General features: G+C 64.0%; 17 protein-coding genes. 10 read left to right on the forward strand and 7 right to left on the reverse strand.

Features of this window, described 5'->3' with window-relative positions; all coding sequences use genetic code 11:
* The first annotated feature begins 104 nt into the window (after positions 1-104).
* From ACMGT0_RS04750 to ACMGT0_RS04760, 3 genes are all read left to right on the forward strand, one after another.
* Entirely contained in the window at positions 105-857 is a 753-nt protein-coding gene (locus ACMGT0_RS04750) for a DUF2076 domain-containing protein (RefSeq protein ID WP_416771670.1), read from the forward strand.
* Positions 858-1,055: 198 nt separating this feature from the next.
* Complete coding sequence (locus ACMGT0_RS04755; protein ID WP_054058680.1) at positions 1,056-1,535, forward strand: NYN domain-containing protein; 480 nt, start codon at positions 1,056-1,058, stop codon at positions 1,533-1,535.
* A gap of 28 nt (positions 1,536-1,563) precedes the next feature.
* On the forward strand, positions 1,564-2,175 hold the full coding sequence (locus tag ACMGT0_RS04760) for a PolC-type DNA polymerase III (RefSeq protein ID WP_054058681.1): 612 nt from the start codon (positions 1,564-1,566) through the stop codon (positions 2,173-2,175).
* A 33-nt stretch (positions 2,176-2,208) separates the two neighbouring features.
* Here ACMGT0_RS04760 and ACMGT0_RS04765 read toward each other — a convergent pair whose 3' ends face one another.
* A complete protein-coding gene (locus tag ACMGT0_RS04765; protein ID WP_054058682.1) occupies positions 2,209-2,550 on the reverse strand; it encodes a type II toxin-antitoxin system RelE/ParE family toxin in 342 nt (113 codons plus the stop codon).
* Positions 2,547-2,783, reverse strand: coding sequence for a type II toxin-antitoxin system Phd/YefM family antitoxin (locus ACMGT0_RS04770; RefSeq protein WP_416771672.1), 237 nt, complete (start codon positions 2,781-2,783; stop codon positions 2,547-2,549). The genes ACMGT0_RS04765 and ACMGT0_RS04770 overlap by 4 nt, the downstream gene beginning before the upstream one ends.
* Before the next feature lie 625 nt (positions 2,784-3,408).
* On the opposite strand from ACMGT0_RS04770, the gene ACMGT0_RS04775 reads away from it, so the two are divergent.
* Positions 3,409-3,873, forward strand: a complete 465-nt coding sequence (locus ACMGT0_RS04775) for a Bro-N domain-containing protein (RefSeq protein ID WP_054058684.1) — start codon at positions 3,409-3,411, stop codon at positions 3,871-3,873.
* A gap of 232 nt (positions 3,874-4,105) precedes the next feature.
* Here ACMGT0_RS04775 and ACMGT0_RS04780 read toward each other — a convergent pair whose 3' ends face one another.
* Positions 4,106-4,573, reverse strand: a complete 468-nt coding sequence (locus tag ACMGT0_RS04780; protein WP_054058690.1) for an Lrp/AsnC family transcriptional regulator — start codon at positions 4,571-4,573, stop codon at positions 4,106-4,108.
* Between the two features lie 158 nt (positions 4,574-4,731).
* On the opposite strand from ACMGT0_RS04780, the gene yedA reads away from it, so the two are divergent.
* Together yedA and ACMGT0_RS04790 are read left to right on the forward strand one after the other, a co-directional pair.
* Positions 4,732-5,622 (forward strand): drug/metabolite exporter YedA, encoded by an 891-nt coding sequence (gene yedA / locus ACMGT0_RS04785; RefSeq protein ID WP_054058685.1) that lies wholly within the window; start codon positions 4,732-4,734, stop codon positions 5,620-5,622.
* Between the two features lie 71 nt (positions 5,623-5,693).
* Positions 5,694-7,031, forward strand: a complete 1,338-nt coding sequence (locus tag ACMGT0_RS04790; protein ID WP_054063750.1) for a DEAD/DEAH box helicase — start codon at positions 5,694-5,696, stop codon at positions 7,029-7,031.
* A 65-nt stretch (positions 7,032-7,096) separates the two neighbouring features.
* Here the strand turns inward: ACMGT0_RS04790 and ACMGT0_RS04795 are convergent, their stop codons facing one another.
* Positions 7,097-8,335, reverse strand: coding sequence for a TIGR03862 family flavoprotein (locus ACMGT0_RS04795; RefSeq protein WP_416771675.1), 1,239 nt, complete (start codon positions 8,333-8,335; stop codon positions 7,097-7,099).
* 242 nt (positions 8,336-8,577) lie between these two features.
* Positions 8,578-9,498, reverse strand: coding sequence for a histone deacetylase (locus ACMGT0_RS04800; protein ID WP_416771677.1), 921 nt, complete (start codon positions 9,496-9,498; stop codon positions 8,578-8,580).
* Between the two features lie 94 nt (positions 9,499-9,592).
* On the opposite strand from ACMGT0_RS04800, the gene ACMGT0_RS04805 reads away from it, so the two are divergent.
* The 3 genes from ACMGT0_RS04805 to ACMGT0_RS04815 all read left to right on the forward strand — a co-directional run bounded on the left by ACMGT0_RS04805 (position 9,593) and on the right by ACMGT0_RS04815 (position 11,905).
* Positions 9,593-10,162 (forward strand): GNAT family N-acetyltransferase, encoded by a 570-nt coding sequence (locus ACMGT0_RS04805; protein ID WP_416771678.1) that lies wholly within the window; start codon positions 9,593-9,595, stop codon positions 10,160-10,162.
* Between the two features lie 280 nt (positions 10,163-10,442).
* Positions 10,443-11,312 carry an acyl-CoA thioesterase II gene (gene tesB, locus ACMGT0_RS04810; protein WP_054058689.1) on the forward strand — a complete coding sequence of 290 codons (870 nt, stop codon included), beginning with the start codon at positions 10,443-10,445 and terminating at the stop codon, positions 11,310-11,312.
* A complete protein-coding gene (locus tag ACMGT0_RS04815; protein ID WP_416771680.1) occupies positions 11,309-11,905 on the forward strand; it encodes an HAD family hydrolase in 597 nt (198 codons plus the stop codon). Before tesB ends, ACMGT0_RS04815 begins: the two co-directional genes overlap by 4 nt.
* Before the next feature lie 15 nt (positions 11,906-11,920).
* On the opposite strand, the gene ACMGT0_RS04820 is transcribed toward ACMGT0_RS04815, so the two are convergent.
* Together ACMGT0_RS04820 and ACMGT0_RS04825 are read right to left on the reverse strand one after the other, a co-directional pair.
* A complete protein-coding gene (locus ACMGT0_RS04820; protein ID WP_416773416.1) occupies positions 11,921-12,877 on the reverse strand; it encodes an alpha/beta hydrolase in 957 nt (318 codons plus the stop codon).
* Positions 12,878-12,978: 101 nt separating this feature from the next.
* Entirely contained in the window at positions 12,979-13,872 is an 894-nt protein-coding gene (locus tag ACMGT0_RS04825) for a neutral zinc metallopeptidase (protein ID WP_416771682.1), read from the reverse strand.
* A 167-nt stretch (positions 13,873-14,039) separates the two neighbouring features.
* On the opposite strand from ACMGT0_RS04825, the gene pcaQ reads away from it, so the two are divergent.
* Positions 14,040-14,969 carry a pca operon transcription factor PcaQ gene (gene pcaQ / locus ACMGT0_RS04830; protein ID WP_273824701.1) on the forward strand — a complete coding sequence of 310 codons (930 nt, stop codon included), beginning with the start codon at positions 14,040-14,042 and terminating at the stop codon, positions 14,967-14,969.
* The last annotated feature ends 70 nt before the right edge of the window (positions 14,970-15,039 follow it).

Genomic DNA, 15,039 nt, shown 5'->3' on the forward strand with positions numbered 1-15,039 from the left:
TAAGGATCATTGAAACTTCCTGCAACAACCCCATAACTGATGCACGTCCCTGCCAGCGTTGGCCCGGACGACCGATTTCTACCCGGCAATCTCATGAGGTCGCCATGAATAGCGAAGAGCAAACCCTGATCGATGGACTGTTTTCACGGTTGCAACAAGCCGAAAAGGATTCAGCCCCGCGTGACGTCCAGGCCGAGGCGCGGATCAAGGAGCATCTGACGCGCCAGCCGGCTGCGCCGTACTACATGACTCAATCGATCCTGGTGCAGGAGCACGCGATCAAGAGTCTCGACGAGCAGAACAAGCAATTGCAGGCTCAACTCCAGCAACTCCAGGCTGAACTGCAGCAGGCTCGCTCCCAGGGCGCGGCACCGGCGCAGAGCAGTGGCGGGTTCCTGTCGAGCCTCTTCGGTGGCGGCAATCGCGAAGCGGCGCCGGCTCCGGCACCTGCCAGCTCGGGTGGCGGTTGGCGTGAGCCGGCGCGGCCAGCTTTCAACGCCCAGCCGCAGCAGAGCTACAACCCTCCACCCAGCTACGCACCACAGCAGGCGGCCCCGGCCGCGCCGATCGGCAGCGGCTTCCTCGGTGGCGCGCTGAAAACCGCCGCGGGCGTGGCCGGTGGCGTGATGCTGGCCGAAGGTATCAGCAGCCTGTTCCATCACAACCAGCAACAGCCGCAGATCATCGAGGAAATCATCGAGCCCGCGCCGATGAGCAACAACGATGGCTGGGGCAATGGTGGCGGTTGGGGCGACGAGCAGCGTATGGCCAACAACGACGCCTGGGGCAATAACGACCAGGGCGGTTTCCTCGACAGCGACGACAGCGCCTTCTCTGACGACGACTCCTACGTCTGATTCCTCGCAATCCGGGGCGCCAGGGTGCCCCGGACTACCCTTATCCCCCTACGGAAGGCCGTCTTCCCGGCCATTCGCGGACGAAGCGCAGGTGGCGATTGTTCGCGGAATCTTGCCCCATGCTGGCATACTGGGCGTCTGCTCGCTTTCGAGTGTCCGTCAGCCCGCCAGTGCGCGTCTGCGCCATGAGGATTCGCGGTGAAGAAAATCGCTGTGTTCGCCGATGTGCAGAACCTCTATTACACCGTCCGCCAGGCCTATGGTTGCCATTTCAACTATGCCGCCCTGTGGGCCGATATCAGCCGGCGTGGGGAAATCGTCGAGGCCTATGCCTATGCGATCGACCGCGGCGACAGCAAGCAGCAGCAATTCCAGCAGATCCTGCGCAACCTGGGTTTCACGGTGAAACTCAAGCCGTACATCCAGCGCAGCGACGGTTCGGCCAAGGGCGACTGGGACGTGGGCATCACCCTCGACATCATGGATGCGGCACCGAATGTCGATGAAGTGGTGCTGGCTTCCGGCGATGGCGACTTCGACCTGCTGCTCGAACGCATCATCGCCAGGCACGGGGTCGACGCGGTGGCCTACGGTGTGCCGGGGCTGACCGCCAACTCGCTGATTCGCGCAGCGAGCCGCTACGTGCCGATCGAAGGCGCGTTGCTGCTGAAAAACTGAACAACCGATTATTGAAAGGGCAGGGCTTTTGGAACGTATTGCGGTCATCGACTTTGAAACCACCGGGATCTCGCCGAGCAGCAGTTGCCGGGCGACGGAAATTGCCGTGGTCATCCTGGAAGAGGGGCGCATCGTCGACCGTTACCAGAGCCTGATGAATGCCGGTGTGCGAGTGCCAGCGTTCATCGAACAACTGACCGGCATCAGCAACGCCATGCTGCGCACGGCGCCATCGGCCGAGCAGGTGATGAACGAGGTCAACCAGTTCGTCGGCGTCACGCCGCTGCTGGCGCACAATGCGGCGTTCGACCAGAAGTTCTGGGACTACGAGCTATCGCGGATCAAGCGCACCCGCCTGCAGAACTTTGCCTGCTCACTGCTGCTGGCGCGCCGCCTGATGCCGGCGGCGCCGAACCACAAGCTCGGCACCCTGACCACCTATGCACAGTTGCCCAATACCGGGAAGGCGCACCGGGCCATGGCCGATGCCGAGATGGCGGCGAACCTGCTGGCGCATATGGTTGGGGAATTGCGTGACAAGCACGGGCTGCGGGAGTTGTCCCATGACCTGTTGTGCAAGCTGCAGAAAGTGCCGGCGGCGAAGGTGGGGGAGCAGTTGAAGCGGTATCGGGGTGTTTGAATCAAACCAGGATGAGTGTTGCCCTGAGTCGTGTTAATCGAGATCTTTAATCAGGCAGTAATGCACCAGCCAATCCCTCACGTTTTGTGCCTGATTCAATACCAGGTGCACAACGGCTGTGTCGCTGGCGGCGTCATGGCTGTAGATAACCCGATAAGGATTGTAATTCAGTTCTCGATACTGAATGGCCCCCAGTTCCGCAGCTTGCAGGCAGAGCTGTCCGGATTCCGGGTGGTCGTTGAGTCGGTTTTCTACTTTATCTTCCAGTTCACCAAAGTACTTTGAGGCGGCTTGATGGCCAACCTTGTTGGCCAGATGGAGTTCCTGCATGTCGATCGAGCGGATGGCGGCGTGGGTGAAAACCGTACGGGTCATTTTCTGGCTCTACGAGCGCGCATTTCGTCAGCCGTCAGGAACTTGCCTTCGGCATATTCGCGAGAGCTGATAGCCAGTAGCTTGACAAGGGCCAAGGCTTCATCCCGGCGAACTCGATCTTCATAGGATTCGACGACATAAGCCGGCTTGCCGTTTTGCGTAACGATCATCGGTTCTTGAAGGTCCAGATCGGACGCATGTGCTTTCAGGTAGCTGATTGTCTCGACGCGCATGAGCGACTGTCTCCATCGAGGTGCGAGCGGTGTGTTGGAGTATCAGGCTGGGCCGGATGATCCTTGACTAGTATGAACCTAATTCAGTCCGAATTTGAACCGCTCGTAAGATTCTGGGCAAACTCCTCGCCATCAGCCATTTGCAGAGATAGGGATAGTATGGGGAGATGGATAAGCCTGCACGGTACCTACGGCTATTTTCCCGACTTTGGGAAATGTCGTACTTCTGGTGGCGACATGTGCTGTCTTTTCCGTGTGGTGTATCGCCGCTAGCCTTTCCGCGTCATCGCCAAATCGGTGACAGGGCGTAGGAACCCTTGCAATTGACTCTTTCGATACTGAGCATCCACCATACTCGCTGGCTTCTTTAGCCAGTGTGCCCTTTATGGTGGCCGTGCGCGGGCACGTTGATTCGTGGCCGAGTGTCCGAGAGAGCTCGGTTCCTACCCCGCGTACGGCTGCCACCCAAGTCCGTAGGAAGGCTTTACATGGCAGCTCCTTGAATCTCTCGGAGTGTTCCAAAATGGGAAAAGTCATTCTCGAAAGTCTCGCTGAAACCATACAAGGCCTTCTTGATAACGGCACTGCTTCTGGTGCGTCAGGGCAGCTTGGACCTGCAGCCAACATGGCCTTCGAACCGCAGATATTTAACCGCCACCACCTGAAACTCCGCGCCTTGCTCCTGCATGACGAAGCCTGGTTCTGCGCCCGTGATGTCGGGCGGTTGATGGGGATCGAGTGGCACGAGCGCAAGGCGGTCAAGCTCGACCCGGATCAGCGTCGTACCCTGAACCTGCAGGGCAACAGCGGCCCCGAGGAACATCTGATGATCAGCGAGTCCGGTGTCTATGCGATGCTGGTCTATCACTACCTGCCGGAGAACCGCCACTTGCGCCAGTGGCTGACTCACCAGGTGCTGCCGATGTTGCGCGACCAGCCGCAACCGGCTCAGACCCAGGCGCCGAGCCTGGGCTTGCTGGAGTGGCAAGGAGGGGCACTGAGCCTGCTGCACTGGCGCAAGGAGCCCTGGATCCGCCTGCGGGACATGCCGCAGGTGGTGCCGGTGGCTGGGAGTGGTTGTCTCTGGTGAGGGGCTGACCTGAATGACTCTATGGCGAGCGGGCTTGCCCGCGCTCGGCTGCGAAGCAGCCGTAAAACCGGACACCTCAGTGGCCTGGGCGTTCTCGGTTGTCTGGTTTCGGGGCCGCTTTGCGCCCCAGCGCGGCGGTGCGGCGTCCCGACAAGCCCGCTCGCCACAAAAGCTTGATCGCCACATCCCCCTGGTCCGATCACCACAAGCTGTAGCCAGCTTCCATGTCTTGTCAGCCCTTGGCCTTGCCATTGCCGTTGGTTTCCAGGTGCCCCAGTGGCACCCGCGGCTCGATGGCGCTGGACAGCACGACCGAGGTCTTGCTGAGGCCGAACTGGGCCACCCGGTTGATCAGGTCCTCCAGCTCGCCCATCGAGCCCACCGCCGCCTGCATGATCACGCAAGGGTCGCCCGTGACCCGATGGCATTCGGTGATCTGCGGGATCTGCGCCAGATCGTCGTAGATCTGCTGCTTGCCATGCTGGTTCATCCGTAACTCGATCACGCAGCGGATCGGCAGGCCGAGCTTGTCCAGGTCGACCTTGGCCTGGTAGCCGGTGATCACGCCGCTGCTCTCCAGCTTCGAGACCCGCTCGGCCACCGCCGGGGCCGACAGGTTGACCTTGCGCGCCAGTTCGGCGAACGAGGCGCGGCCGTTTTCCAGCAACGCACCGAGGATCAAACGGTCGTATTTATCCATCTGCAGGGTCTCCGCAAGGCCGACTTTCGAAATCACGGTTTATACCCGTGATATCCATGATTTAGAAAGTGCACCGGCGTGATTACGCGGTTTTGTAACTTATTATTTACCGAAGGCCTTTCTAGAATAGCCTTCCCTTGTCCTGCCCAGAGCCTCCCATGCCTGCCCCTCGCCGCTTTCCGCTACCGTTGATCGGTGCCTTTTTCGCGCTGTATTTCATCTGGGGATCGACCTATCTGGCGATCCGCATTGGCGTCGAGTCCTGGCCGCCGCTGATGATGGCCGGGATCCGTTTCGTGATCGCCGGTGCCCTGATGTATGCCTACCAGCGCTGGCGCGGAGTGCCGGCGCCGACCTGGCAGCAGTGGAAGGCCGCCGCGGTGATCGGCGTGTTGCTGCTGACCTTCGGAAACGGTGCGGTGACCCTGGCCGAGCATATCGGCGTGGCCTCGGGGATTGCCGCGCTGACGGTCGCCACCGTACCGCTGTTCACCCTGCTGTGCGGCTACTTCTGGGGGGGCCGCGCCACCCGTCTCGAATGGGCCGGCATCGTGCTCGGGCTGATCGGTATCGCTCTGCTCAACATGGGCTCCAACCTGCAGGGCAGCCCATTGGGTGCGGGCCTTATCCTGCTGGCGGCCGCCACCTGGTCCTTCGGTTCGGTGTGGAGCAAGCACCTGCCACTGCCGCCCGGCGGCATGGCCAGCGCGGCGGAGATGCTGGTGGCCGGCGTGGTGCTGCTGCTGGCCAGCTTTGCCCGCGGCGAGCGCCTGGCCCACATGCCCTCCGTCGAAGGCTGGGTGGTCATGGCCTACCTGGTGTTCTTCGGTTCGATCATCGCCTTCAACGCCTACATGTACCTGCTGAAGAATGTCCGTCCGGCGGCGGCCACCAGCTATGCCTACGTCAACCCGGCGGTGGCGGTGCTGCTGGGCATCCTGTTCGCCGACGAGCACATTGGCTGGCACGAATGCCTGGCCATGGCGGTGATCATCAGTGCCGTGGTGCTGATCGGTTTGCCGCAGTGGCGCAAGCCGAAAGGGGCCTGACAGGTTAAACTGCCGCGCATGGCTTCTTGCGCTGACTCTTTTCCTACGGTGCTCTTTTTTATGGTACTTGCATGACATTCGCCACTCTCGGCCTGATCGAACCCCTGACCCGGGCCCTGGACACTCTTGGCTACAAGGAGCCGACGCCGGTCCAGGCCCAGGCCATTCCCGCCGTGCTGGCCGGCCGCGACCTGATGGCCGCGGCCCAGACCGGTACCGGCAAGACCGCCGGTTTCGCCCTGCCACTGCTGCAACTGCTGGCCATGGAGGGCCCCAAGGTCGCCGCCAACTCGCTGCGCGCGCTGATCCTGGTGCCGACCCGCGAACTGGCCGAGCAGGTCCACGAAAGCGTTCGCCAGTACGCCGAGCACCTGCCGCTGAGTACCTACGCGGTGTACGGTGGGGTCAGCATCAACCCGCAGATGATGAAGCTGCGCCGCGGCGTCGACCTGCTGGTGGCGACTCCGGGCCGCCTGCTCGATCTGTTTCGCCAGAACGCCATCAAGTTCAACCAGTTGCAGACCCTGGTACTGGACGAGGCCGACCGCATGCTCGACCTGGGTTTCCAGGAAGAGCTGGGCAACATCTACCGGGCCTTGCCGAAGAAGCGCCAGACCCTGCTGTTCTCGGCGACCTTCTCCGACGCCATCCGCCTGCTCGCCGGGCAGACGCTGAACAATCCGCTGAGCATCGAGGTCAGCCCGCGCAACGTGGCGGCCAGCACTGTCAAGCAGTGGGTGGTGACGGTCGACAAGAAGCGCAAGTCGGAACTGTTCGTGCACCTGCTGCGCAAGAACAAGTGGAAACAGGTGCTGGTGTTCGCCAAGACCCGCAACGGCGTCGACCAACTGGTGGAAAAGCTCCAGGGACTGGGCGTGAGTGCCGACGGCATCCATGGCGACCGGCCGCAGGCGACCCGGCAACGGGCGCTGGACAGCTTCAAGCAGGGCGAAGTGCAGATTCTGGTGGCGACCGACGTCGCGGCCCGTGGCCTGGATATCGAGGACCTGCCGCTGGTGGTCAACCTGGACCTGCCGATCGTCGCCGAGGACTACGTGCACCGGATCGGTCGCACCGGTCGTGCCGGTTCCACCGGCGAGGCGATTTCCCTGGTGTGTGCCGATGAAGTGAACCTGTTGTCGGCGATCGAGACATTGACCCGCCAGACCCTCAAGCGGCAGGACGAGGCCGGTTTCGAGCCGGATCACCGGGTGCCGCAGACCGACGGGGCCGGCAACGTGGTGAAGAAACCGAAGAAGCCGAAGAAACCCAAGGAATCGGGCGGTGGCAAGCGCAACCTGGGGCGCTGGGTGGACAGTGGCGAGAAACCGGAGGACGTGGCGCCGCCGGTCAAACCGGTGCGCAAGGTGCCGGCGTTCAATACCGGGCCGCGCAAGCGCAAGCCCTGAGCCTGATCTTCCGATCGTTCCCACGCGGTGCGTGGGAGCGATCATGAACATCGAGTCGTCAGACTTCAGGACTGGCGCCGCAGCCACTCCAGCATGCCTTTCCCCGCCACCCGCCCGCTGGCGAAGCAGGCGGTCAGCAGGTAGCCGCCGGTCGGCGCTTCCCAGTCGAGCATTTCGCCGGCGCAGAATACCCCCGGCAACGCCTTGAGCATCAGGCGCTCATCCATCGCTTCGAAGGTCACGCCACCGGCACTGCTGATGGCCTCGTCCAGCGGGCGGGGCGCTACCAACTTCAATGGCAGGGCCTTTATCGCGTTTGCCAGCTGCTCGGGGTCGCCGAAGCAGGCAGCATCCGTCAGCTCACGCAACAACGCCGCCTTGACCCCGTCGATGCCGACCTGGCTGTGCAGGTGCTTGGCCATCGAGCGCGAGCCACGTGGCTTGGCCAGGGCGTTGCGCAGTTGTTCCCGGGTCTTGCCGGGCAGCAGGTCGATCTCGATCACGGCCGAGCCTTGCTGATTGATCTGTTCGCGAATCCCGGCGGACAAGGCGTAGATCAGGCTGCCTTCGATCCCGCTGACGGTAATCACGCACTCGCCGAGGCGCAGGGCGTCGTGCTGCAGCCCGATAGCGACGTTCTTCAGCGGCGCGCCGGCAAACTTGTCCTTCAGCAGTGGGCTCCAGGCCTCGACCTCGAAGCCGCAGTTGCTCGGTTGCAACGGCGCAACCCCGACCGCATGCTGTGCCAACAGCGGCAGCCAGGCACCGTCGGAGCCCAGCCGGGCCCAGCTGCCGCCACCGAGGGCCAGCAAGGTCGCGTCGGGGTTGACGAGCTTTTCGCCGTCCGGGCTGTGGATAACCAGCTTGCCGTCCTGCCAGCCGGTCCAGCGATGGCGGGTGTGGATAACCACCCCGGCCTCGCGCAGACGCTTGAGCCAGGCGCGCAACAGCGGTGCGGCCTTCATGTCGCTGGGGAAAACCCGGCCGGAGGTGCCGACGAAGGTGGTTATCCCCAGGCCGTGAATCCACTCGCGCAGTTCATCCGCGCCGAACGCCCGCAGCATCGGCGCGATCTGCGGTGCACGTTCGGCGTAGCGCGAGAGAAAGGCCGGGTAGGGCTCGGAATGAGTGATGTTCATGCCGCCGACGCCGGCCAGCAGGAACTTGCGTCCGACCGAGGGCATGCCGTCGTACAGGTCGACCTGGATACCCGCCTGGCTCAGGACCTCGGCGGCCATCAGGCCGGCGGGGCCACCGCCGATGATGGCGACGCGGGAAGGAGTATCGGGGGCTGGACGGGTCATGGCGGGCTGAGAATCGGCTGGATGGGGGCGCGTATTCTACGTTTTTCCACAGCCTTGTGTGGGGTGGGCGGTGCGGGGCAGGACCCTCCTGTCTTGCACACATCGATCGAACCGGCACGACATCGGCATGTGTACGAAAAACATACAGTCACCTGTGAGCCTTGCTCTGCAAGGCCTGTGCAGCCTTTCACGCAGGTTATCCACAGGCGGTTCCACAGGCATTGTGGGTAAGCCTGCACAACTCAATGACAGCCTGATGACGTCCAGACCCGCTGTGCACTGTGATGCAAGATGCCGTGGCGGCGGGCTAGGGCCTGGCGGTCCTTGCTGTAGCCGCCGCCGATCACCCCGACCACCGGGATGTCACGGCCCAGGCAGTGGCGCAGGACCTTTTCGTCGCGGGCCGCGACGCCTTCGTCGGTCAGTTGCAGGTAGCCGAGGGCATCGTCCTTGTGCACGTCGACACCGGCGTCATACAGCACCAGGTCCGGCTGATACAGCGGCAGCAGATAGTTCAGCGCATCGTCCACCACCCGCAGGTAGTCGGCATCGCCCATGCCCATGGGCAGGGGGATGTCCCAGTCACTGCGGGCCTTGCGCGCCGGGAAGTTTTTCTCGCAATGCAGGGAAACCGTAATGGCTTCGGGAGTGTCTTCAAGGATGCGGGCGGTGCCGTCGCCCTGGTGCACGTCGCAGTCGAAGATCAGCACCCGGTCCACGCGCCCGCTCTCGAGGAAATAGCGGCTGATCACCGCAAGGTCGTTGAAGATGCAGAAACCTGCCGGGTGGTCGTAGTGGGCATGATGGGTGCCGCCGGCCAGGTGGCAGGCCAGGCCATGTTCCAGGGCCTGTTCGGCGGCCAGCAGCGAGCCGCCGACCGCCCGCACGGTGCGCCGGGCCAGGGCTTCGTTCCAGGGCAGGCCGAGGCGGCGCTGGTCCTCACGGGACAGTTCGCCGGCCATGTAGCGTTCGATGTAGGCCCGGTCATGGGCCAGGGCGAGGATATCCACAGGGCAGATCTGCGGGCGCAGCAACGCCGGGTCGCTGGTCAGGCCGCTGTCCACCAGGTGATCGCGCAGCAGGCGGAACTTGTCCATGGGGAAACGATGCTCCGGCGGAAACTCGGGGCTGTAGTCGTCGTGATAGATCAGTGGCAACGGCATGGCGATTTCATGTAGGAATGAGTGAAGGATCTTATCAGCGCGATACACTTGCGGGCAGGCAACAGCGTGGCAAGGAAACCTGAAGGGGGGAATGATGGAGCCGATACTGGAACTTGAGAGTGCGCGTCTGCTGTTGCGCCAGTGGCGTGACGACGACTTGCCGGAATTTGCCCGGATGTGCGCCGATCCTCAAGTGATGCGCTATTTCCCGGTGACCTTGAGCCGCCTGGAAAGCGCCGCGCTGATCGGGCGCCTTCGCGGCCATTTCGCCGAGCACGGTTTTGGCCTGTGGGCCCTGGAGCGCAAGGACACCGGTGCGTTCATCGGCCTGACCGGGCTGGCCCACGTCGGCTTCGACGCCGACTTCACCCCGGCGGTGGAGATCGGCTGGCGCCTGGCCCATGAGCACTGGGGCCTGGGTTATGCCAGCGAGGCCGCCTGGACCGCCTTGCGCTGTGCGTTCGACCGCCTGGCACTGGAGGAAGTGGTGGCCTTCACCACCGAAACCAATACCCCTTCGCAGAAGGTCATGCAGGCCATCGGCATGCACTACGATCCGTCGGCGGATTTCGAGCATCCCAAGCTGGCCGAGGACCATCCGTTGCGCAAGCACGTGCTGTACCGCATCAGCCGCGACCAGTGGCTGGAAACCCTGCACGGCTAGTGGCCTGTATGGTTGATTCGAATACTCAAATTCGGGCCCAGGGGGTTGCCAGGCAAGGCGCCATGACGAGTCGTAGCAGGGCTACGGCGAGGAATGGCAACGCTGTCTGGCGAAGCCATGGGCTCGGAGTCGAGCATGCGAATTAGCTACACGGGCCACTAGGGCCTGGGGGCTGCAAACGCTGTATCATTTGCGGCATGAGCGCTGTCGTCGAACAGCGAATGACCTCGACCGCCGCAGCCAAGGCTGGGCGGCATTGCCCTGTGTGAGGAGCGTTTTGATGAGCCACGTGCTGGAAGACCTGGTCGACTTGCTGACCCTGGAATCTATCGAGGAAAACCTCTTTCGCGGGCGTAGCCAGGACCTCGGCTTTCGCCAGCTGTTTGGTGGCCAGGTGCTGGGCCAATCCCTGTCGGCGGCGAGCCAGACCGTCGAGGACGCGCGGCACGTACATTCGCTGCACGGCTACTTCCTGCGCCCCGGCGATGCGGCGCTGCCGGTGGTGTATTCGGTCGACCGCGTGCGCGACGGCGGCAGCTTCAGCACCCGGCGCGTGACCGCGATCCAGAAGGGCCACCCGATCTTCACCTGCAGCGCGTCGTTCCAGTACGACGAAAAAGGCTTCGAGCACCAGAGCAGCATGCCGCAGGTGGTGGGGCCGGAGAACCTGCCGTCGGAGCTGGAAATCACCCGCCAGCGCGCCCACCTGATCCCCGAGCACATGCGCGACAAGCTGTTGTGCCCCAAACCGATCGAAGTGCGCCCAGTGACCGAGAAGGACCCCTACAACCCGCAGCCGGCCGATCCGATCAAGTATGTCTGGTTCCGCGCCGACGGCGCCCTGGCCGATATTCCGGCGCTGCACAAGTACCTGCTGGCCTACGCCTCGGACTTCGGCCTGCTGACCACCTCGATGCTGCCCCATGGCAAGTCGGTGTGGCAGAAGGACATGCAGGTCGCCAGCCTGGACCACGCGCTGTGGTTCCACTCCGACCTGCGCGCCGATGACTGGCTGCTGTACGCGATGGACAGCCCCTGGGCCGGCAACTCCCGCGGTTTCTCCCGTGGCAGCGTGTACAACCGCGCCGGTGTGCTGGTGGCGTCGGTGACCCAGGAAGGCCTGATCCGTCACCGCAAGGACTGGGCATGAGCCTGGCCGATGTACGTCACTGGGTGTTCGACATGGACGGCACCCTGACCGTCGCCGTGCATGATTTCGCGGCGATTCGCGTGGCCCTGTCGATTCCGCCGCAAGACGACATTCTCACCCACCTGGCGGCGCTGCCGGCCGACGAGGCGGCGGCCAAGCATGCCTGGCTGCTGGAGCATGAGCGTGACCTGGCGCTGGGGTCCAGGCCGGCGGTGGGGGCGGTGGAACTGGTGCGCGAACTGGCCGGGCGCGGCTATCGCCTGGGCATCCTGACGCGCAATGCCCGCGAGCTGGCCCATGTCACCCTGGAAGCGATCGGCCTGGCCGACTGCTTCGCCATGGAGGATGTGCTGGGCCGCGACGACGCGCCACCCAAGCCGCACCCGGGCGGTCTGCTGAAACTGGCCGAGGCCTGGGACGTGGCGCCGGGCGAGATGGTGATGGTCGGCGACTACCGCTTCGACCTCGATTGCGGGCGGGCGGCGGGGACCCGGACGGTGCTGGTGAACCTGCCGGACAATCCCTGGCCGGAGCTGGCCGACTGGCATGCCGAGGATTGTGCGGTGTTGCAGCGGATGATTGGCCGGTCGTAGCGATTGCCACGAGGCTCAGCGCGGGAACAAGGCTTCCTGCCCCTGTGGTGAAGTGAACATCCGGCTGCCGTCATGCCCCACCCCCGGCACTTCCACCAGCTTCTGAGCCAACCCCTGCGGATGCCGCTGCTGCAGATAGGCAAAGTAGTTGTGCCCGCGCACCAGCCGATACGCACCCTGGGCCTCGGCCGCACAGCTCCTGTCCAGCGCCGGATGGTTCGGGTTGATGTCTTTCTGCCCGAGCAGGTAGGTGACATCACGCTGTACGTAGGCCTGTTCCAGTTGGGCCGGTGATTGCCCGGTGACGTAAGCCGGCAGGTTCTGCAGGCCATACTTCCAGTCGTTGAAGCCCGGGCAGCCCGCCGGGTCGAAACCTTTCGCCGGCCGTTGTGCACTGAAATAGGCGTAGGACGACGGATTGGCGACCACATAACGCAGCCGGATACCGCTGCCGGCCAACTGTGCGTCGCCGTGCCCGACCAGTGCATAACGCTGGACCACCTGCCCACCGCCGGAGTGCCCGGCAATCACCACCTCGCGCAGTGCCGGGAATTTCTTGCGATTGCCCAGGCGCTCCAGGACTTCATCCAGCGCGGCATAGGAGCTCATGGCAGCGGGCCCGGTGGCGGGCTCACCAGCCATCCAGTCATTGTCGTGCCAGCGCAACAGACGGTCGGGCAGGTGATTGCGCCGCACATCGCTCTCGTTGAGAAACTGCGGCGCGATGATCAGCGTGTTGCGCGCCTGGTCCGCCTGGTCCGCGGCCGTTTCGGCGCTCTGCAGATAGGTCATGGCGTTGCGCAGGCGGCCGTGGACGATGATCAGCACCCGCTGCACATCCGGCATCGGCCCCTTCCAGTCGCGGTTGAGGCCGACGCTCAATTCGCCGCCCGACAGTTTCAGGTGATCGGGGCTGACCTCCCTGACGCCATGCTCCGCCGCTCCCGCGCTGACACACAGCCCCAGCAACAGCGCTCCCTGCAGGAGCCGGCTTGCGGGCGATGGCGCCCGACCGGACGAGCGGGCAGCCAACTGGCGAAACACTCCGGTCAGCCAGCCACTGCCTCGTTCATTCACAAACTCTTTGCGGCAAAGGTATCGCATTGACTGAGTTGCCCCTGGGCGAAGCCGACCTTGAACCAGCCCACCCGCTGTGCGGAGGTGCCGTGGGTGAACGAGTCGGGGACTACGCGGCCCTGACCCTGTTGCTGCAGGCGATCATCACCGATTGCATTGGCGGCATTCAAGGCTTCTTCCACGTCGCCGGGCTCCAGCCAGTGCAGGCGCTGCTGGGCATGCCAGGCCCAGACCCCGGCCAGGCAGTCGGCCTGCAGTTCCTGGCGCACCAGCAGGCCGCCGTCGCCCTCCATCCGCCGACCCTGCTGGCGCGCCGCCTGGATCTTCGCCGACACACCGAGCAGTGTCTGCACGTGATGGCCGACTTCGTGGGCGATCACGTAGGCCTGGGCAAAATCGCCGGCGGCCTTGAAGCGCTGGGACATTTCGCGGAAGAAATCCAGGTCCAGGTAGACCCGCTGGTCCGCCGGGCAGTAGAACGGTCCGGTGGCCGACGACGCCAGGCCGCAGGCCGAGTTGACCCGGCCGCGGAACAGCACCAGCGTCGGGTCGCGGTACTGGCGCCCCGCCTGCTGGAAGATCTGGCCCCAGGTGTCCTCGGTGTCGCCCAGAACCGCCCGGACGAAGTCCGCCTGTTCGTCATTGGCCGCCGGCGCCTGGCGCGTCTGCGTGGTGGTGGGTACCGAAGCCTGCTGGCCCAGCTGGCCACTGAGCTGTCCGAGGATCTGCATCGGGTCCTGGCCGGTCAACAGGCCGATACCGACGATCAGGACCACCGCCGTCAGGCTCAAGCCCTTGCCGCCGCCGAAACGCAGGCCGCCGCCACCGGCATTGCTATCGTCGCGAGCATCCACCACGTTGTCGCTGCGCCGTCCTTTTTTCCAGAGCATGTGGGAATCCTCCCGTCGTTGTGCCTTTGAGTGTCGTTGCCGTGACGCTTCACCGCCAGTCCGGTCGTCAGGCACTGGATTGCCAATTGAGTTCAGAAACCGCCACCCGCGCCGAATATCAGACACAATTGCCGCTGTCCCGATCCGTAGCCGGAGCCCGCCGTCCCGTGAACATCGATAGTCGCATCAAATTCCGTCACCTCGTGTGCTTTCTCGAAATGGCCCGCCAGGGCAGCCTGGCACGGGCGGCGGATGTCATGGCGGTCAGCCAGCCGGCGATGTCGAAGACCCTCAAGGAGCTGGAGGAACTGCTGGAGACCCGCCTGTTCGTGCGCAGCAAGAGCGGTATCAGCCTGACCGAGGCCGGGGTGGCCTTTTTGCGTTATGCCGGGCCGTCGGTGCAGACCTTGCGCGAGGGCGTGCAGGTCTTGCGCGAAGGCGAGTATGCCGCCGGCGTGGTGCGGCTCGGGGTGCTGTCGACCGTGGAAAGCCTGCTGATCCCGGAAGTGGTGCGGCGCCTGCACGAGCGCCATCCCGCGCTGGTGGTCAGTGTGGTCACCGGACCGAGCGCCTATCTGCTCTCGCAGTTGCGGGTCGGCGATGTCGACCTGGTGGTCGGGCGGATGACCGATAGCCCGCAGATCCAGGGGCTGACCTTCGAGCACCTGTACAGCGAATCCATGACCCTGGTGGCCCGTCCCGATCATCCACTGTTGCAGGGCGTGCTGGATCGTGCGGCTGTGGAAAACTATCCGCTGGTGCTGCCGCTGGCGGGCACCACCATCCGCAAGTTCGCCGACAGCCTGTTCGTGCAGTGTGGTCTCAACCCCTCGCGGCAGCGCCTGGAAACCCTCTCGGTGGCGTTGAGCCGGCGCTATGTGCTGTCCAGCGCGGCACTCTGGCTGGCGCCACTGGATGCGGTGCGCCTGGACCTGGCGCGGGGCGATTTGCGCGAGATCGACCTCGGGCAGCGTGAGCCGGGTGGTTCGGTGGGTATTTCCAGCAACGCCAGCCTGCCGCTGGCGTTGGCCGCGCAATGGGCTGTGGAGGTGCTGCGGGAGGTGGGGCAGGCCTATCGCGAAGGGCATTATCCATAACCATTTGGTTATGAGTTGGGCCCGGCTTTTCAATTTTCAGCGGTTTCCTCTTGGGGCACGCTGCAACCGC

The sequence above is a fragment of the Pseudomonas sp. RHF3.3-3 genome, from assembly GCF_048069595.1.
GTDB lineage: Bacteria > Pseudomonadota > Gammaproteobacteria > Pseudomonadales > Pseudomonadaceae > Aquipseudomonas > Aquipseudomonas fuscovaginae_B.